Source organism: Serratia nematodiphila DZ0503SBS1 (genome assembly GCF_000738675.1).
In the GTDB taxonomy this organism is placed as follows: domain Bacteria; phylum Pseudomonadota; class Gammaproteobacteria; order Enterobacterales; family Enterobacteriaceae; genus Serratia; species Serratia nematodiphila.
Map to the genome: position 1 here is coordinate 1,120,561 of NZ_JPUX01000001.1, position 17,217 is coordinate 1,137,777.

The window sequence follows — 17,217 nt, forward strand, 5'->3', positions numbered from 1 at the left end:
CGGGGAAATAACTATGAATGGCGCTCAGTGGGTAGTTCAAGCGTTGCGTGCGCAGGGTGTGGATACCGTATTCGGCTATCCGGGCGGGGCAATCATGCCGGTGTACGATGCGTTGTATGACGGCGGCGTGGAACACCTGCTGTGCCGCCATGAACAGGGTGCCGCCATGGCCGCCATCGGCTACGCCCGCGCCACCGGCAAAGTCGGCGTTTGCATCGCCACTTCCGGCCCCGGCGCCACCAACCTGATCACCGGCCTGGCTGATGCGCTGCTCGATTCCGTTCCTGTTGTCGCCATCACCGGCCAGGTGGGTTCTGCGCTGATCGGCACCGATGCCTTTCAGGAGATCGATGTTCTCGGCCTGTCTCTGGCCTGCACCAAGCACAGCTTCCTGGTGGAGTCGCTGGACGCCTTGCCGGGCATCATGGCGGAAGCGTTCGCCATCGCCGCAGGCGGCCGCCCCGGCCCGGTGCTGATCGATATCCCGAAAGACATCCAGCTGGCGCAGGGGGACTTGCACCCGCATCTGATGCCGGTTGACGAAGCGCCGGCGTTCCCGGCGGCGGCGTTGGCCGAGGCGGCCGCGCTGCTGGCGCAGGCGCACAAACCGATGCTGTACGTCGGCGGCGGCGTGGGCATGGCGCAGGCGGTGCCGGCGCTGCGTGAATTTATCGCGGTGACCCGCATGCCGAACGTCGCCACCCTGAAGGGGCTGGGCGCGCCGGACGCGCAAGACCCGCTGTATCTCGGCATGTTGGGCATGCATGGCGCCAAGGCCGCCAACCTGGCGGTGCAGGAGTGCGATCTGCTGATCGCCGTCGGCGCGCGTTTCGATGATCGCGTGACCGGCAAACTGAACGCCTTCGCGCCGTACGCCAAAGTGATCCACATGGATATCGACCCGGCGGAAATGAGCAAGCTGCGCCAGGCGCATGTGGCCCTGCAGGGCGATCTGAAAGCATTGCTGCCGGCGTTGCAGCGCCCGCTGGACATCGCCGCCTGGCAGCAGCAGGTGACGGCGCTGAAAGCCGAGCACGCCTGCCGCTACGATCACCCCGGCCAGCCGATCTACGCGCCGCTGTTCTTGCGCCAGCTGTCTGACCGCAAGCCGGCCAACAGCGTAGTGACCACCGACGTCGGTCAGCACCAGATGTGGAGCGCGCAGCACATGACGTTCGAGCGTCCGGAGAATTTCATCACCTCCAGCGGCCTCGGCACCATGGGATTCGGCGTGCCGGCCGCGGTAGGCGCTCAGATTGCCCGCCCGCAAGATACGGTGATCTGCGTCTCGGGCGATGGCTCCTTCATGATGAACGTGCAGGAACTGGGCACCATCAAGCGCAAGCAGCTGCCGCTTAAGATCGTGCTGCTGGACAACCAGCGCCTCGGGATGGTGCGTCAATGGCAGCAGCTGTTCTTCGACGGCCGCTACAGCGAAACCAACCTGTCCGATAACCCCGACTTCCTGATGTTGGCCGCCGCCTTCGGCATTCCCGGCCAGCGCATCAGCCGCAAGGATCAGGTGGAGGGCGCCCTCGAGGCGCTGTTCAACACCGAAGGCCCTTATCTGCTGCAGGTCTCTATCGACGAACTCGAAAACGTCTGGCCGCTGGTGCCGCCGGGCGCCGGCAACGAAACCATGTTGGAGGAAATATCATGATGCAGCATCAACTCTCGATCCAGGCGCGTTTTCGCCCCGAAATGTTAGAGCGCGTATTGCGGGTCGTGCGTCATCGCGGCTTTCAGGTTTGTGCTATGAATATGGTTTCCCCGGCCAACGCCGACAGCATCAATATCGAATTGACCGTTGCCAGCCCGCGCCCGGTTGCCTTGTTGTCATCTCAATTAAGTAAACTGATGGACGTCTCCTGCGTCGAGATCCAGCAGCCAACATCACAACAAATACGCGCCTGAGGCGCCGAGAAGGATAAATAACAATGACTAAGAAAGCCGATTACATTTGGTTCAATGGTGAGATGGTTCCTTGGGCCGAGGCCAAAGTGCACGTGATGTCGCACGCGTTGCATTACGGCACGTCGGTATTTGAAGGGGTGCGCTGCTACGACTCGCACTTGGGGCCGGTGGTGTTTCGCCATCGCGAGCATATGCAGCGCCTGCATGACTCGGCGAAAATCTACCGCATGCCGGTTTCGCAAAGCGTCGACGAACTGATGGAAGCCTGTCGCGCCACGCTGCGCAAGAACAATCTGGTCAGCGCCTACATTCGCCCGCTGGTGTTCGTCGGCGATGTCGGCATGGGCGTCAACCCGCCGGCCGGTTATAAAACGGACGTGATTATCGCGGCGTTTCCTTGGGGCGCTTACCTGGGTGAAGAGGCGCTGGAGCAAGGCATCGATGCGATGGTCTCCTCCTGGCACCGCGCCGCGCCGAACACCATCCCGACCGCGGCCAAAGCCGGCGGCAACTATCTTTCCTCTCTGCTGGTGGGCAGCGAAGCGCGCCGCCACGGCTATCAGGAAGGCATCGCGCTTGACGTGCACGGCTACATTTCCGAAGGGGCGGGCGAGAACCTGTTCCAGGTGAAAGACGGCGTGATTTACACCCCGCCGTTCACCTCGTCGGCGCTGCCGGGCATCACCCGCGACGCGATCATCAAGCTGGCGAAAGACATGGGCTTCGAAGTGCGTGAGCAGGTGCTGTCGCGCGAATCGCTGTACCTGGCCGATGAGGTGTTCATGTCCGGCACCGCGGCGGAGATCACGCCGGTGCGAAGCGTGGACGGCATTCAGGTCGGTATCGGTAAACGTGGCCCGGTGACCAAACAGATCCAACAGGCGTTCTTCGGCCTGTTCACCGGCAAGACCGAAGACAAGTACGGTTGGCTGGATCCGGTAAACCCGTAACGACAAGGCTCGCCGCGCAGCGTGGCGGACGACAAGACAGACAAGATAAGAAATATCCAGGCGGTTCGTTCGCCGCCTGCCATAAATACATTTGGAGTGAAAAGAGCATGCCTAAGTACCGTTCCGCCACCACCACCCACGGCCGCAATATGGCGGGTGCCCGCGCATTGTGGCGCGCGACCGGGATGACCGACGCCGATTTCGGCAAGCCGATCATCGCCGTGGTCAACTCCTTTACCCAGTTCGTGCCTGGTCATGTGCATCTGCGCGATCTGGGCAAATTGGTCGCCGAACAGATCGAAGCCTCCGGCGGCGTGGCCAAAGAGTTCAACACCATCGCGGTGGATGACGGCATCGCCATGGGCCACGGCGGCATGCTCTATTCCCTGCCGTCGCGCGAGCTGATCGCCGACTCGGTCGAATACATGGTGAACGCCCACTGCGCCGATGCGATGGTGTGCATCTCCAACTGCGACAAGATCACCCCGGGCATGCTGATGGCGGCGTTGCGCCTGAACATTCCGGTGATCTTCGTCTCCGGCGGTCCGATGGAAGCCGGCAAGACCAAACTCTCCAACCAGATCATCAAGCTGGATCTGGTGGACGCGATGATCCAGGGCGCGAACCCGAACGTCAGCGACGCCGACAGCGAGCAGATCGAACGTTCCGCCTGCCCGACCTGCGGCTCTTGCTCCGGCATGTTCACCGCCAACTCGATGAACTGCCTGACCGAAGCGCTGGGCCTGTCGCAGCCGGGCAACGGTTCGCTGCTGGCCACCCACGCCGATCGCAAAGAGCTGTTCCTCAACGCCGGCAAGCGCATCGTCGAGCTGACCAAACGCTATTACGAGCAGGACGACGAGAGCGCGCTGCCGCGCAATATCGCCAACAAGGCGGCATTTGAAAACGCCATGACGCTGGACATCGCCATGGGCGGCTCGACCAATACCGTGCTGCACCTGCTGGCTTCGGCGCAGGAAGGCGAGGTGGACTTCACCATGGAGGACATCGATCGCCTGTCGCGCAAAGTGCCGCACCTGTGCAAGGTGGCGCCGAGCACGCAGAAATATCACATGGAAGACGTGCACCGCGCCGGTGGGGTGATCGGCATCCTCGGCGAGCTGGATCGCGCCGGCTTGCTGAACCGCGAGGTGAACAACGTGCTGGGGCTGACCCTGCCGCAGACGCTGGAAGCCTACGACGTGATGCTGACCCGCGACGAAAGCGTCAAGAAAATGTACTCCGCCGGACCGGCCGGTATCCGCACCACGCAGGCATTCTCTCAGGACTGCCGTTGGGATTCGCTGGACACCGACCGCAAGGAAGGCTGCATCCGCACCCGCGAGCACGCCTACAGTCAGGACGGCGGATTGGCGGTGCTGTACGGCAACCTGGCGGAAAACGGCTGCATCGTCAAAACCGCCGGCGTGGATAAAGAAATCCTCACCTTCCGCGGCCCGGCCAAAGTCTATGAAAGCCAGGATGAGGCGGTAGACGCCATCCTCGGCGGCAAAGTGGTGGCGGGCGACGTGGTCGTTATCCGTTACGAAGGGCCGAAAGGCGGCCCGGGCATGCAGGAAATGCTTTATCCAACCACTTACCTGAAATCGATGGGGCTGGGCAAGGCGTGTGCGCTGATCACCGACGGGCGTTTCTCCGGCGGCACCTCCGGGTTGTCCATTGGCCACGCCTCGCCGGAGGCGGCCAGCGGCGGCCTGATCGCCCTGGTGCAGGACGGCGACATGATCGCAATCGACATTCCTCATCGCGGCATCCAGCTGGATGTCAGCGAGCAGGAGCTGGCGGCGCGGCATGAGGCGGAACTGGCGCGTGGCGACGCGGCCTGGACGCCGAAAAATCGTGAGCGTCAGGTGTCCTTCGCGCTGCGCGCCTACGCCTCGTTGGCCACCAGCGCCGATAAAGGCGCGGTGCGCGACAAGAGCAAACTGGGGGGATAAGCAGCATGGCGGTCTCTCAACCCCTACCCAGCGCCCCCTGCGGCGCGGAATATCTGCGAGCGGTACTGCGCTCGCCGGTTTACGAGGTGGCGCAAGTCACCCCGTTGCAGGCCATGAGCAAAATCTCTTCGCGCCTCGGCAACACCATTTTGGTGAAGCGCGAAGATCGCCAACCGGTGCACAGCTTCAAGCTGCGCGGGGCCTATGCGATGATCGCCGGGCTGGACGAAGAGCAGAAGGCGCGCGGCGTCGTGACGGCTTCGGCCGGCAACCACGCGCAGGGCGTCGCCTTCTCCGGTAAACGGCTGGGGATCAAAACGCTGATCGTGATGCCGGTGTCCACTGCGGACATCAAGGTGGATGCGGTGCGCGGTTTCGGCGGCGAAGTGTTGCTGCACGGCGCCAATTTCGACGAGGCCAAGGCGAAGGCGATTGAACTTTCCCAACAGCAGGGCATGACCTTCGTGCCGCCGTTCGATCACCCGACGGTGATCGCCGGGCAGGGCACGCTGGCGATGGAGCTGCTGCAGCAAGACGCGCATCTGGATCGGGTTTTCGTGCCGGTCGGCGGCGGCGGCCTGGCCGCCGGGGTGGCGGTGCTGATCAAACAGCTGATGCCGCAGATCAAAGTGATCGGCGTCGAGGCGGAAGACTCCGCCTGTCTGCGCGCTGCGCTGGATGCCGGCCATCCGGTGGATCTGGCGCGCGTCGGGCTGTTCGCCGAAGGCGTGGCGGTGAAACGCATCGGCGACGAAACGTTCCGCCTGTGCCGTGAGTATCTGGACGACGTGATCACCGTGGACAGCGACGCCATCTGCGCGGCGGTCAAAGATCTGTTCGAGGACGTGCGTGCCATCGCCGAACCTTCCGGCGCGCTGGCGCTGGCGGGGCTGAAAAAGTACGTCCAGCAGCACAACATTCAGGGCGAGCGTCTGGCGCACGTGCTGTCCGGCGCCAACCTCAACTTCCACGGGCTGCGTTACGTTTCCGAGCGCTGCGAACTGGGCGAACAGCGCGAAGCGCTGCTGGCGGTGACCATTCCGGAACAGCAGGGCAGCTTCCTCAAGTTCTGCCAGCTGCTGGGCGGGCGCTCGGTGACCGAATTCAACTACCGCTACGCCGATGCCGACAACGCCTGCATTTTCGTCGGCGTGCGGCTGACGCGCGGCCACGCCGAACGGCGGGAGATCATCGACGAACTCAACGCCGACGGTTACCAGGTGGTGGATCTGTCGGACGACGAGATGGCTAAACTGCACGTGCGCTACATGGTGGGCGGGCGTCCGTCGAAGCCGCTGCGCGAGAGGCTGTACAGCTTTGAGTTTCCGGAGTCGCCGGGCGCGCTGCTGAAGTTCCTGCAAACGCTGGGCACACACTGGAACATCTCGCTGTTCCACTATCGCAGTCACGGCACCGACTTCGGCCGGGTGCTGGCGGCCTTCGAACTGGCGCAAAGCGAGCCGGAATTCGAGCGGCACCTGCAGGCGCTGGGCTACGATTGCCACGACGAAACCGACAACCCGGCGTTCCGCTTCTTTTTGCAGGGGTGAGCCGGATTGATAAGCAACCGTGACGCGTTAGTCAGTTTATAGGTTGCATGGTTGTGATTTTGTCGTGCATTTTTATACTGCCAAGACTTCTGACGTATAGGGATGCACGACAATGAAAACCGCTTTTTCTACGCCGTTCGGTTCTCCCGAAGACGATTTGACCAACGCCGAATTTGCCCGCTTGTTGGGCAATGCCGGGGTACAAGAGTTCTATCGCGATATTAATCTGCAAGCCTTGCAGGACTCGCTGGACTGTAGCCTCGCGTTTCATGGCGTGGGAATTATTTTTTCCGACGGGCAAAACTCATTTTTAGTCCGCCCGACGCAGCACACCGGTTATTCGAACGCTTCGCAGGTCACCCACGTGGTCATCAGCAAAACGGTGGCTCATACCTCGCGCGTTGCCGCGACCAATACGCTGTCGGAAGCGTTGAGCAAACCCAGCGTCAGCAAAGAGTTGGCCTCGGCCGCGCTGTCGTGCGGAACGCTGCTGGTATCGGTATTTTTACTGGCGTCGGGCAGCGTCGCCGTGCCGTTCACCGGCGGCACCAGCTCTGCGGTGGCTTATCTGGGCTATGCCGGCATGGCCGCCAGCGCGCTGCAGTGCGGCAATGGGCTATACCGCGTCAACAAGCTTTATGACGGGAAAGGCGATGAATTGGCGCAGCTCGACTCTGAGCAGTGGTATATCGCCACCAGCACCGTACTCGATGTGATCTCGCTGGCCAGCGCGGGGGCCGCCCTGAAGGAAGCGACGATGACCTACCGCGCCATGCGCCGCATTTCGGCGCGCAAGGCGACGGAATGGCTGAAAAGCATGCCCCGCAGCGAAAGGAAGCGGCTGACCGAAAACATCATTCGGGCGGAAAACCCGGGGATTTCCAATAACGTCTTGAAAGAGATGGTGAAGAACGGCTTATACCCGAAGCGCTATCCGACGGAAGCGATCCAAAACGGGCTGCGTCAGCAACTGCATTCGGCGCTCAATAACTCATTGACGTTCGTGGGCAGCGGCATCAGCGGCACCCTGTCTGCGCCGGTGAATGTGAAAACCACCGGGCAGTATTTTGTGGGCATTATGCAGAAATTGCCGTAGATGGTGAGGTAATGGCGGACTGGATGATTAAACGCCTGATTGTGCAGGGCCGGGAGATGGAAAGCCAAATCGCGGCGCGCGATCGCGCGCTTTTCGCAGGCGTGGATGCGCAGCTTGAGCAGCATTTCCTGACGCCGGGCCAGCGGCTGTCACCGCCGGGCGTCGGCAATGTCATGTTGCTGATGGTATGCCTGACGCTGGGGCTGGCGGGCGTGATGGGCCTGGCCACGGACGTGGCGGCCGCCTGGAGCGGCAAGACTTCCGCCGCCGTTCTCATGGGCAGCGGCGCGATCGTGGCGGTGTGGATGACGCTGATCCTGTTCCAACTGGTGCAGGGGAAAAACAGCGGGGTGGTATTGCTGCAATATTACCTTGGCATGCTTGGTCTGTGTTGCCTTGGCGCCGCGGCGGCGTGGGCGGCGGGCATGACCGGCATCGCCACCGTCGCCATGTTGCTGGGGGGCGCGGTGGGTGGTGCGCTATTCAGCAATCGGGCGGCGTTCTACCTGTATGTCGCTTATTTCCGCACGCGTCGGCGCGTGTTTATCAAACGCCGTTGGCAGAGGGAAGATCTGCGCAACACCCGATAAACCGTCAGAACGGAAAAACTTATGACGCAACCTTTCTCCGGCTTTAGCCAGCAGGGCCTGAATTTCCTGCAGCAGGTGCGGATCGAGAACGATAAGGCGTGGTTCGACGGCAACCGCGACATCTACGATCGCGAGCTGCTGGCGCCGTTTCGCGCGCTGGTGGAGCAGTTGGCTCCCGGCATGCTGGCGATCGATCCGCAGTTTGAGACTCGCCCGGCGATCGGCAAAACGCTGTCGCGCATTCATCGCGATACGCGCTTTTCTCACGACAAGTCGCGCTACCGCAGCCGCATGTGGCTGACGTTCAAGCGCCCGAGCAAAGACTGGAAAGATGCGCCGGTCTATTTTTTTGAACTGGGGCCGGACATGTTGCGCTATGGGCTCGGCTACTACAGCGCCAACAAGCCGACCATGGATCTGTTCCGCCATACGCTGAGGCAGCGGCCGCAGCCTTTCCTGGAGGTGGCGGCCTGCTGCCGGCCGCCGTTCGTGCTGGTGGGCGAAAGCTACAAGCGCCCGCTGGTGAAGGAGCAGGCGGCGGAGATCGCCACCTGGTACAACCGCAAGTCGTTTGCGGTGATGGTGACGGACAGCGAAGTGGAAAAGCTGTTCAACGCCGATCTGGCGCCGCTGCTGGCCGGGGCGTTTTTGCAGCTTGAGCCGCTCTACCACTGGCTGATGCAGGTAGAGACGATGAAGCAGATCGATCCGGCGGATCTGTAAACCTCGCGTCAGCGGGGATGCAGCAACCGCCAAAAGGCGTCGATCAGCGGATCGCTGAGGCGCTTTTTCTGGACGCAGACCCCTAGCTCGAAGGGTTCGACCATCGAGATGTTATCCAGCTGCGAGATGCGGTTGCGCACCGGCTCCGGGCTGTTGTCTACCACCACGCTCGGGATCAGCGCGATGCCGCAGCCCAGAGCGACCATCGACACGATGGCCTCGTGGCCGCCGACGGTGGCGTAAATCAGCGGATTGCTGATGCGGTGGCGGCGGAACCACAGCTCGATGCGTTTTCGCGAAGGGCCGTGCTCCGGCAGGATGAACGGGATCTCGGCCCAGTCGGGCTTGTCGGCAAACGCCTGGCTGCGTACCGCGCAGGGCAGCGCCGGTGCGATCAGCACCAGCGGGATTTCACCGATTTTGGTGAACGCCACGCTGGCGGGCAGCGTTTCCGGCCGGCCGGCGATGCCGAGATCGGCCTCGTTGGATTGCACCTTGTCGACCGCGTCGGCGGCGTCGCCGGTGGTCAGCTTAATTTCTACCAGCGGGTGCTGCGCGCGGAAGCGATCGAGGATCGGCGGCAGGTGGCTGTACGCCGCGGTCACCGAGCAGAACAGCCGCAGTTCGCCGCTCAGCGAAGGGCCGTGCTGGCCGAGCGAGTGCTTCAGCTGCTGATATTGCAGCAGCGTTTGCTGGGCGAATTCTTTCAGCTGTTCGCCGGCGTCGGTGAGCTGCACGGTGCGGTTATCGCGCAGGAACAGCGGCTGCCCGAGGATCTCTTCCAGCCGCTGGATCTGGCGGGAGAGCGTCGACGGGCTGACGTGCATCGCCTTGGCGGTGCGCCCGAAGTGATGGCTTTCGGCCAGATGCAGGAACAGCTTTAAATCACGTAAATCCATATCGATACGCTCGCAGTGAGAGTGTTGCAAAAATTGCAATATCACGTTCTCAATATATCAATTTAAGCAACGCATTTCCTGTTATACATTGAGTTTAACGAATCTCCGCACAGACAGGGCGGGGAATGAAAATAACAATGCAAGACAACATCAAACCGGAGTACCACCATGGCTAACTATTTCAACACATTGAACCTGCGTCAGCAGCTGGCGCAATTGGGTAAATGCCGCTTTATGGCGCGCGACGAATTTGCTGACGAAGCCGGCTACCTGAAAGGTAAAAAAGTGGTGATTGTCGGCTGTGGCGCCCAGGGCCTGAACCAGGGGCTGAACATGCGCGACTCCGGCCTGGATGTCGCCTATGCCCTGCGCAAAGAAGCGATCGACGAAAAGCGCGCTTCCTGGCGCAAGGCGACCGAAAACGGTTTTAAGGTCGGCACCTATGAAGATTTGATCCCGCAGGCGGATCTGGTGGTTAACCTGACCCCGGACAAGCAGCACTCTTCCGTGGTGCGTGCGGTGCAGCCGCTGATGAAAGACGGCGCGGCGCTGGGGTATTCCCACGGCTTCAACATCGTTGAAGTGGGCGAGCAGGTGCGCAAAGACATCACCGTGGTGATGGTCGCGCCGAAGTGCCCGGGCACCGAAGTGCGCGAAGAGTACAAGCGCGGCTTCGGCGTGCCGACCCTGATTGCGGTTCACCCGGAAAACGATCCGAAAGGCGAAGGCATGGCGATCGCCAAAGCCTGGGCGGCGGCGACCGGCGGCCACCGCGCCGGCGTGCTGGAATCCTCCTTCGTCGCTGAAGTGAAATCTGACCTGATGGGTGAGCAGACCATTCTGTGCGGCATGCTGCAGGCGGGTTCGCTGCTGTGCTTCGACAAGCTGGTTGCTGAAGGCGCCGATCCGGCTTACGCCGAGAAACTGATTCAGTTCGGCTGGGAAACCATCACCGAAGCGCTGAAGCAGGGGGGCATCACCCTGATGATGGATCGCCTGTCCAACCCGGCCAAGCTGCGTGCCTATGCGCTGTCCGAACAGCTGAAAACCATCATGGCGCCGCTGTTCCAGAAGCACATGGACGACATCATTTCCGGCGCCTTCTCCAGCGGCATGATGGCCGACTGGGCGGAAGACGACGTGAAACTGCTGACCTGGCGCGAAGAGACCGGCAAAACCGCGTTCGAGAATGCGCCGCAGTTTGAAGGCAAGATCAGCGAGCAAGAGTACTTCGATCATGGCGTGCTGATGGTGGCGATGGTGAAAGCGGGCGTTGAGCTGGCGTTCGAAACCATGGTCGATGCCGGCATCATTGAAGAGTCGGCTTACTACGAGTCGCTGCACGAGCTGCCGTTGATCGCCAACACCATTGCGCGTAAGCGTCTGTATGAAATGAACGTGGTCATCTCCGATACCGCGGAGTACGGCAACTACCTGTTCGCCAACGCAGCGGTGCCGTTGCTGAAGGACTTCATGACCACCCTGCAGGCGGGCGATTTGGGCAAAGCCGTGGCGGGTACGGCGGTGGACAACGCGCAGCTGCGCGACGTGAACGAAGCGGTGCGCAGCCACCCAATCGAAACCGTCGGCCGCAAGCTGCGTGGCTACATGACCGACATGAAACGTATCGCCGTTGCGGGCTGATTTTCCGCAAGATAAAAAACAAAAGCCGGCTGCAATGCCGGCTTTTTTATGCCTGCGGCGGCGCGATCAGTTGCCGTTCAAGGCCGCGCCGGATCGCGTGTTTGGCGTTGGCGACCCCCAGCTTACGCACCGCATTGCCGATGTGAAACTTCACCGTGCCGGTTTTGATCCCCAGGATCAGCGCGATCTCATTATAGGTTTTGCCCTGGCTGGCCCAATAGAGAATTTCCCCTTCGCGCGGCGAGAGCCGATCCTTTCGGCCAGCCTCGGCGCTGGCCAACGCAAACGCGTGCTGGTGGGTATCGACCAAGACCATCTGCAGGCTGGCCCTTTCTTCCTCCATTAGCTGCCGCAGTTCGGCGTCATCGGCCGCCGTCGCGCTGATCGACAAGATCGCCAGATTGTTGTCGTGATCGTGCAAAACAAAGCTGCAACCGTGCACGATGTCGTACTCCCGCGCCTGGCTGAAGATCTTCCGGTAATGCCGATCCTCGGTGGTGAGGGCGGTGTCGTGCCACATAAAGGGCGCACAGCGGTTATGGGCGGCGCGCACGACGGGATCGATGCGCTGATAGCGATTGGCACTGTAGATGTCCAGCCATTCTTGCGGATAGCTCGATACCAGCAGATGGCGGTCGGGATGGTGTTTATTGAAGGTCAGGTAAGCGTATTTGAATTGGCTGAAGGCCTGTAGCCGGCCATCAAGATGCAGTCTTGCGGCGACGGCGTTGGCGAATGTGACGGCCATCGGTAACCTCCCTGTCGTTCGGCGGCTCAGCCCGACCTGCACCAAAGTCCAGCTAGTCAGTGCGGCGGATTGAAATTTATACTCGGCTAATAAATTCAAAAAGACGGCAATGCCAAGACCCGAGCTTAGCAGCTCTGGGCGGAAATAAGCCAACGCCAGGGAAATTCTTTCAATCATCCTCTGATCAATGCTTCTGGGATCCATTGCGTGGGCGGCGGGGTGACTTCGCCGCCGCCTTATTGATTATGCGGGCATCATTGCTGCGGGAATGATGGCGCCGCGATGTTGGATCACCGTCGCAGCAAGCTGGTGGCCGCGCTGCGCCGCCTGCTGGGCACCGCCGCCGTTCAGGCGCACCGCCAGGTAGCCGGCGCTGAAAGAGTCGCCCGCCGCGGTGGTATCCACCACGCGCTCCGGCGGCAGCGCGATCGCCGGCACCTCAAGCCGCTCCCCCTCCACATTGAACACTAGACAGGCATCCGCGCCGCGTTTGATAACGATCTCGCCGACGCCGAGCGCCTGCGTGCGCGTCACTATCTGTTCAACCGGCTGCGCTCCCCACAGCAATTCTTCGTCATCCAGCGTCAAAAAGGCGATGTCGGTGCAGGCCAGCACCTCGCGGTAGGCCTGCTGCGTTTCCTCACGGCTTGGCCACAGGCGCGGGCGGTAGTTGTTGTCGAAGATCACCTTGCCGCCGTTGGCGCGACAGCGGCGCAGCAACGCCAGCAGCTTCGTGCGGTCGGCAGGCGCGAGGATCGCCAGGCTAATGCCGCTGAGGTACAGGTAATCGAACTGCGCCAGCCGCGCGCACAGTGCGTCGGCCTGCGGTCCAGCAAGCCAATAGCGGGCGGCGGCGTCATTGCGCCAATAGTAGAAAGTACGTTCGCCGGCGGCGTCGGTTTCGATCACGTACAGGCCCGGCAGCTTGTTGTCGAATTGCTGAATCAACCCGGTCTCGATCTTCTCCTGCCGCCAGGCTTGCAGCATCTCGCCGCTGAAGCTGTCGGTGCCGAGCGCAGTGACGTAATGCACCTGCAACGTCTGTTTCGGCATTTGGCGGGCGAGGTAGACGGCGGTGTTGAGGGTATCGCCGCCAAAGCCGCGCGTCAGCTGTGCGCCCTGCTGCGACAGCTCGATCATGCATTCGCCGATCACGGCGAGGTTTCGGATAGTCATCGTCAATAAGCCCTGGCTAAAGAAGAAGCAACAGCCACCAGTCTCCACGCAAGGCGGTAAGAGAGTCAATAAATTAAAACAGTGTTTTAATTTTTTATGATCGCGATCGGCCAACGCCAACAGGGTGAAGAGGAAAGCATGCGGCAATTCGTGCTTAAAGTTTTACGCGGCGTGGCCGATAAGTTGGGTAAAGAAACAGCGGCAGCGCTCTCACTTCCCCGCCACGGCGATAGTACCGATGATAACCAATCTGATCTCGGGTCTGCTGGCGCCCTGTTTTGCCCTCTATGCCTGCGCCAAATCGCGGCGCTACTGGCGGCAATGCCGGCGCTTGTATACCTTCCAGCCGATTTATCGCACCAGCGGCGCGCTGTTGGCGGTGGAACTGCTGACGGCGGTATATCACCCGAATGAGCCGGACAAGCGGCAATCCCCGGAACACTATTTTGCCTCGCTCGGCGTCGCCCAGCGTTTGCGGGTGGTTCAGGAACAGCTGGCGCTGTTGCAGCGCTGGCAGGCGTTGTTCACCCGCCATGCGGTGATGGTGTCGGTCAATATCGACGGCATCGCGCTGCAAGCATTACAGCGTCATAGCGCCTTGCAACGGCAGATCGCCGAGATGCCCTATCTGCGCTTCGAGCTGGTGGAGCACGCCGCAACGGCATCAAGCCGCCCGCTGCAGCAGATTGTCGGCGGCGAGCGGCTGTGGCTGGACGATTTCGGCAGCGGGCTGGCCAACTTCTCCGCCGTCGGCGCCTGGCGCTATCAATACATCAAGGTGGCGCGCGAATTGTTCACCTTGCTCAAACAGTCGGAAGAGGGCGTCCAGCTGCTCGGCACCCTGATCAAAATGATGAACCAGCACAGCGACGGGGTGATCGTCGAAGGCGTGGAAACCGAGCAGGAGTGGCGGCTGGTGCAGCGCTCCGGCGCGTTGGCCGCCCAGGGCTACTACCTTTCCCGTCCGGCGTGCTTTGAAACGCTGCACAGCGTGCCGACGCTGTTCGCCGCGCCCGGCGCGCCGGCGTGAACTCCGGCCTATCCTCAGCTAGGCTTAAACGGGGCTGCTAACTCCTTTTCCTTTCATTCGGCAGCCCGATTTATGCGCTGAGGGAGCCGCTATGACAAGAACAGGAAAGGTTTTCCGCTGGCTGGGCGGCATTGTGCTGCTGCTGATCGTCGCGCTGGCGATCTTCATCGCGACCTTCGACTGGAATCGACTCAAGCCCGCCATCAACGACAAAGTGTCGGCCGAACTGCGGCGACCGTTTGCCATTCGCGGCGATCTGGGCGTCGACTGGTCGCGCAATCCGGATGAGGGCGGTTGGCGCGCCTGGGTGCCCTGGCCGCATATTCACGCCGAAGACGTGTGGCTGGGTAATCCGAAAAACATGCCCGGCGACAGCATGGTGACGCTGCAGCGCGTCGACGCCAGCATCGCGCCGCTGGCGCTGCTGGGTAAAGAGCTGCTGATCCCGCGCATCTGGCTCAAGCGGCCGAATGCGTCGTTGCAACGTCTGGCCAACGGCGATAACAACTGGACGTTTGACCTGGCCGCCGACCAGGATCCCAAGCAGCCGCCTTCCGACTGGTCGTTCACCGTTCACGACATCGTGTTCGACAAGGGGCAGATCGCCTTTAAAGACGCCACGCTGAAGGCGGATTTTCGCGCCGTCATCGATCCGCTCGGCAAACCGTTGCCGTTCAGTGAAGTGACCGGCAAACAGGGCGGCGACAAGGCCGCCACCCCCGATTACGTTTTCGGCTGGCAGGTGAAAGGCAAATATAACGGCGAGCCGTTGAGCGGCAGCGGCAAGATTGGCGGCATGCTGTCGCTGCAGAGCGCCGATTTGCCCTTCCCGCTGCAGGCCGACGTGCGCTCCGGCAGCACCCGGGTGGTGGTCGCGGGCACCTTGTCCGATCCGCTGAACCTCGGCGGCCTGGACGTGCAGTTGAAGTTTTCCGGTGAAAGCCTGAGCAACCTCTATGGCCTGACCGGCGTGTTGTTGCCGAATACCCCGCCGTATGCGACCGATGGCCATCTGACCGCCCGACTGCATCAGCCGGGCGGCGCGGTGTTTGAATACCAGAAATTCGACGGAAAAATCGGCGATAGCGACATTCACGGCAGCTTGAAGTACGTTGCCGGTAAACCGCGGCCCACGCTGAGCGGCGCGGTGAACTCCCGGCAGCTGAGGTTGGCGGATCTGGCGCCGCTGATCGGCGCGGACTCCAACGCCGCCAAAGCCGGGCGCGGCGAAAAGAGCCGTCAGCCGGCGGATAAGGTGCTGCCGGTCGAACAGTTCGATACGCAAAGCTGGAGCAAGATGGATGCGGACGTGAAGTTTGCCGCCGCGCGCATTGAACGCGGCAGCGATTTGCCGCTGAGCGATCTGGCCACGCACCTGAAGCTGAACAATGGCGAACTGCGCCTGGATCCGCTGCGCTTCGGCATGGCGGGCGGCAGCCTGAACGCTGTCGTGCGCCTCGACGGCGGCAAAAAACCGATGCGCGGGCAGGTGGATATGCATGCACGCAAACTTCAGCTTAAACAGCTGTTGCCGAACGTGGAGGCGATGAAGCGCAGCCTCGGGCAGATGAATGGCGACGCCAGGCTGACGGGCAGCGGCAATTCGGTGGCCGAACTGCTGGCGACCAGCAATGGCGACCTGCGCCTGCTGATCAATAACGGGGTGATCAGCCGTAGCCTGATGGAGATCCTCGGTCTGAACGTCGGTAACTATCTGGTGGCGCAGCTGTTCGGTGACGACGTGGTGGGCATCAACTGCGCGGCGGCGGACGTCGGCATCCGCAGCGGCGTCGCCGCGCCGCGACTGTTTGTGTTCGACACCGAAAACGCGGTGATCAACATCACCGGCAACACCAACCTCGCCACCGAACGGCTGGATTTGTCCATCGATCCGGAAAGCAAGGGCATGCGCGTGCTGACCCTGCGATCGCCGCTGTACGTGAAAGGCACCTTCAAGCACCCGGACGCCGGGGTCAAAGCCGGGCCGCTGATCGCGCGCGGCGCGGCGGCGGTGGCGTTAGGGGCGGTGCTGACGCCGGCGGCGGCGCTGCTGGCACTGGTCTCGCCCAGTGAAGGCGGCGAGGAGAACCCGTGCGGGCAGATCCTGCGGGAGATGAAAGGCAAAAAATAATCAGGCGCGCGGCGGCGGCGTGAGCAGCCGGCAGTCGTGATCCTGGATCTCTTCCGCCGAGGCCAGGGTGAACGGCAGCAGGCTGCGCTCGGTTGCCAGCAGCAGGAAATCGCCGTCCGGCAGCGCGGTCATCGCCAGGCCGAAGCTGCCCATGCGCCCGTCGGCGCGCGGCAGGCCGGAGGCCAGCAGGCGGAAGGCGCCCTGTTGTTCCAGTTCAGCGGCGGTCACCCGCCGCCCCAGATAGTCATGCCCCAACAGGCCGCCGGGCAGCGGTTGCCATTGCTTGATGAAATGGGGGCCGATTTGCGCCAGCCGCTGTTTTACCGCCGGCAGCAGGCAGGAGATATGAATGTGCAGCTGGTTTTGCGTGCGGCCATATTCCGAATTGATCGCCAGGGAAATATCGCCGTCGTCGATCGGTTTGCCATAGCGTTCCGCCATCACGTGGCGCGCGCGCCAGGCCTGGGCGAAGAAATTCGGCGTGGCGGCGTCCAGCACCGCCGGGCTTTCGATACCGGTGATTTTGGCGCTGGGCATCAGCAGGTATTGCAGCGGTCCGTTGCGATCTTTAAACACCACGAAACCGGCCTGCACATCCACCTGCGCGCAGGGCGCCGGGTTGTCGTGCGCCTGCTGATTGGGCAGACATTGCTGGCTGACGATGCGCCACAGCGCATCGGGATGGTCGGGTTTCAACCCGTAAAAGAGCGCGATGGCGATAGCCGCCAGCAGCGCCACGCAGACAAATACCCCACGACGCAGAGACATCGGCCGATCCTGTTACCGAGAGAAACATTCAGCATAGCCC

At 61.9% G+C, this 17,217-nt stretch carries 15 protein-coding genes; 11 read left to right on the plus strand and 4 right to left on the minus strand.

What is annotated here, in order from left to right:
- Positions 1–13 precede the first annotated feature (13 nt).
- The 8 genes from ilvG (at position 14) to JL05_RS05140 (ending at position 8,781) form a co-directional block, all read left to right on the plus strand.
- Positions 14–1,660, plus strand: a complete 1,647-nt coding sequence (gene ilvG / locus JL05_RS05105) for an acetolactate synthase 2 catalytic subunit (RefSeq protein WP_033631835.1) — start codon at positions 14–16, stop codon at positions 1,658–1,660.
- Complete coding sequence (gene ilvM, locus JL05_RS05110; RefSeq protein ID WP_004929955.1) at positions 1,657–1,914, plus strand: acetolactate synthase 2 small subunit; 258 nt, start codon at positions 1,657–1,659, stop codon at positions 1,912–1,914. The genes ilvG and ilvM overlap by 4 nt, the downstream gene beginning before the upstream one ends.
- A gap of 23 nt (positions 1,915–1,937) precedes the next feature.
- Positions 1,938–2,864 (plus strand): branched-chain amino acid transaminase, encoded by a 927-nt coding sequence (locus tag JL05_RS05115; RefSeq protein WP_004929958.1) that lies wholly within the window; start codon positions 1,938–1,940, stop codon positions 2,862–2,864.
- Between the two features lie 107 nt (positions 2,865–2,971).
- Positions 2,972–4,822, plus strand: a complete 1,851-nt coding sequence (ilvD, locus tag JL05_RS05120) for a dihydroxy-acid dehydratase (protein WP_033631836.1) — start codon at positions 2,972–2,974, stop codon at positions 4,820–4,822.
- Positions 4,823–4,827: 5 nt separating this feature from the next.
- The gene (gene ilvA, locus JL05_RS05125) at positions 4,828–6,372 is read left to right on the plus strand and encodes a threonine ammonia-lyase, biosynthetic (protein WP_015379394.1); all 1,545 of its coding nucleotides are present in this window, start codon (positions 4,828–4,830) and stop codon (positions 6,370–6,372) included.
- 112 nt (positions 6,373–6,484) lie between these two features.
- Positions 6,485–7,468 (plus strand): Ssp4 family T6SS effector, encoded by a 984-nt coding sequence (ssp4, locus tag JL05_RS05130; RefSeq protein WP_033631837.1) that lies wholly within the window; start codon positions 6,485–6,487, stop codon positions 7,466–7,468.
- A gap of 11 nt (positions 7,469–7,479) precedes the next feature.
- Positions 7,480–8,058, plus strand: coding sequence for an immunity protein Sip4 (ssi4, locus tag JL05_RS05135; protein WP_033631838.1), 579 nt, complete (start codon positions 7,480–7,482; stop codon positions 8,056–8,058).
- A 21-nt stretch (positions 8,059–8,079) separates the two neighbouring features.
- Positions 8,080–8,781, plus strand: a complete 702-nt coding sequence (locus JL05_RS05140; RefSeq protein ID WP_033631839.1) for a DUF2461 domain-containing protein — start codon at positions 8,080–8,082, stop codon at positions 8,779–8,781.
- Between the two features lie 8 nt (positions 8,782–8,789).
- Here JL05_RS05140 and ilvY read toward each other — a convergent pair whose 3' ends face one another.
- The gene (ilvY, locus tag JL05_RS05145) at positions 8,790–9,680 is read right to left on the minus strand and encodes an HTH-type transcriptional activator IlvY (RefSeq protein WP_004929971.1); all 891 of its coding nucleotides are present in this window, start codon (positions 9,678–9,680) and stop codon (positions 8,790–8,792) included.
- A 168-nt stretch (positions 9,681–9,848) separates the two neighbouring features.
- Here ilvY and ilvC point away from each other — a divergent pair, with 168 nt between their 5' ends.
- Positions 9,849–11,324 carry a ketol-acid reductoisomerase gene (ilvC, locus tag JL05_RS05150; protein WP_004929973.1) on the plus strand — a complete coding sequence of 492 codons (1,476 nt, stop codon included), beginning with the start codon at positions 9,849–9,851 and terminating at the stop codon, positions 11,322–11,324.
- A 46-nt stretch (positions 11,325–11,370) separates the two neighbouring features.
- Here the strand turns inward: ilvC and JL05_RS05155 are convergent, their stop codons facing one another.
- The gene (locus JL05_RS05155; RefSeq protein ID WP_033631840.1) at positions 11,371–12,072 is read right to left on the minus strand and encodes a LuxR family transcriptional regulator; all 702 of its coding nucleotides are present in this window, start codon (positions 12,070–12,072) and stop codon (positions 11,371–11,373) included.
- Positions 12,073–12,315: 243 nt separating this feature from the next.
- Positions 12,316–13,248 (minus strand): 2-dehydro-3-deoxygluconokinase, encoded by a 933-nt coding sequence (gene kdgK, locus JL05_RS05160; protein ID WP_033631841.1) that lies wholly within the window; start codon positions 13,246–13,248, stop codon positions 12,316–12,318.
- Between the two features lie 238 nt (positions 13,249–13,486).
- Here kdgK and pdeH point away from each other — a divergent pair, with 238 nt between their 5' ends.
- Both pdeH and JL05_RS05170 read left to right on the plus strand, forming a co-directional pair.
- Positions 13,487–14,278 carry a cyclic-guanylate-specific phosphodiesterase gene (gene pdeH, locus JL05_RS05165; RefSeq protein ID WP_021505226.1) on the plus strand — a complete coding sequence of 264 codons (792 nt, stop codon included), beginning with the start codon at positions 13,487–13,489 and terminating at the stop codon, positions 14,276–14,278.
- Between the two features lie 91 nt (positions 14,279–14,369).
- Positions 14,370–16,409 (plus strand): AsmA family protein, encoded by a 2,040-nt coding sequence (locus tag JL05_RS05170; RefSeq protein ID WP_033631843.1) that lies wholly within the window; start codon positions 14,370–14,372, stop codon positions 16,407–16,409.
- Here the strand turns inward: JL05_RS05170 and JL05_RS05175 are convergent, their stop codons facing one another.
- Positions 16,410–17,177 carry a CDP-diacylglycerol diphosphatase gene (locus JL05_RS05175; protein ID WP_015379387.1) on the minus strand — a complete coding sequence of 256 codons (768 nt, stop codon included), beginning with the start codon at positions 17,175–17,177 and terminating at the stop codon, positions 16,410–16,412.
- Positions 17,178–17,217: the final 40 nt, after the last annotated feature.

Coding starts and splice junctions, on each gene's coding strand:
- ilvG (WP_033631835.1), top strand. CDS start 14: ATGAATGGCGCTCAGTGGGTAGTTCAAGCGTTGCGTGCGCAGGGTGTG.
- ilvM (WP_004929955.1), top strand. CDS start 1,657: ATGATGCAGCATCAACTCTCGATCCAGGCGCGTTTTCGCCCCGAAATG.
- JL05_RS05115 (WP_004929958.1), top strand. CDS start 1,938: ATGACTAAGAAAGCCGATTACATTTGGTTCAATGGTGAGATGGTTCCT.
- ilvD (WP_033631836.1), top strand. CDS start 2,972: ATGCCTAAGTACCGTTCCGCCACCACCACCCACGGCCGCAATATGGCG.
- ilvA (WP_015379394.1), top strand. CDS start 4,828: ATGGCGGTCTCTCAACCCCTACCCAGCGCCCCCTGCGGCGCGGAATAT.
- ssp4 (WP_033631837.1), top strand. CDS start 6,485: ATGAAAACCGCTTTTTCTACGCCGTTCGGTTCTCCCGAAGACGATTTG.
- ssi4 (WP_033631838.1), top strand. CDS start 7,480: ATGGCGGACTGGATGATTAAACGCCTGATTGTGCAGGGCCGGGAGATG.
- JL05_RS05140 (WP_033631839.1), top strand. CDS start 8,080: ATGACGCAACCTTTCTCCGGCTTTAGCCAGCAGGGCCTGAATTTCCTG.
- ilvY (WP_004929971.1), bottom strand. CDS start 9,680: ATGGATTTACGTGATTTAAAGCTGTTCCTGCATCTGGCCGAAAGCCAT.
- ilvC (WP_004929973.1), top strand. CDS start 9,849: ATGGCTAACTATTTCAACACATTGAACCTGCGTCAGCAGCTGGCGCAA.
- JL05_RS05155 (WP_033631840.1), bottom strand. CDS start 12,072: ATGGCCGTCACATTCGCCAACGCCGTCGCCGCAAGACTGCATCTTGAT.
- kdgK (WP_033631841.1), bottom strand. CDS start 13,248: ATGACTATCCGAAACCTCGCCGTGATCGGCGAATGCATGATCGAGCTG.
- pdeH (WP_021505226.1), top strand. CDS start 13,487: ATGATAACCAATCTGATCTCGGGTCTGCTGGCGCCCTGTTTTGCCCTC.
- JL05_RS05170 (WP_033631843.1), top strand. CDS start 14,370: ATGACAAGAACAGGAAAGGTTTTCCGCTGGCTGGGCGGCATTGTGCTG.
- JL05_RS05175 (WP_015379387.1), bottom strand. CDS start 17,177: ATGTCTCTGCGTCGTGGGGTATTTGTCTGCGTGGCGCTGCTGGCGGCT.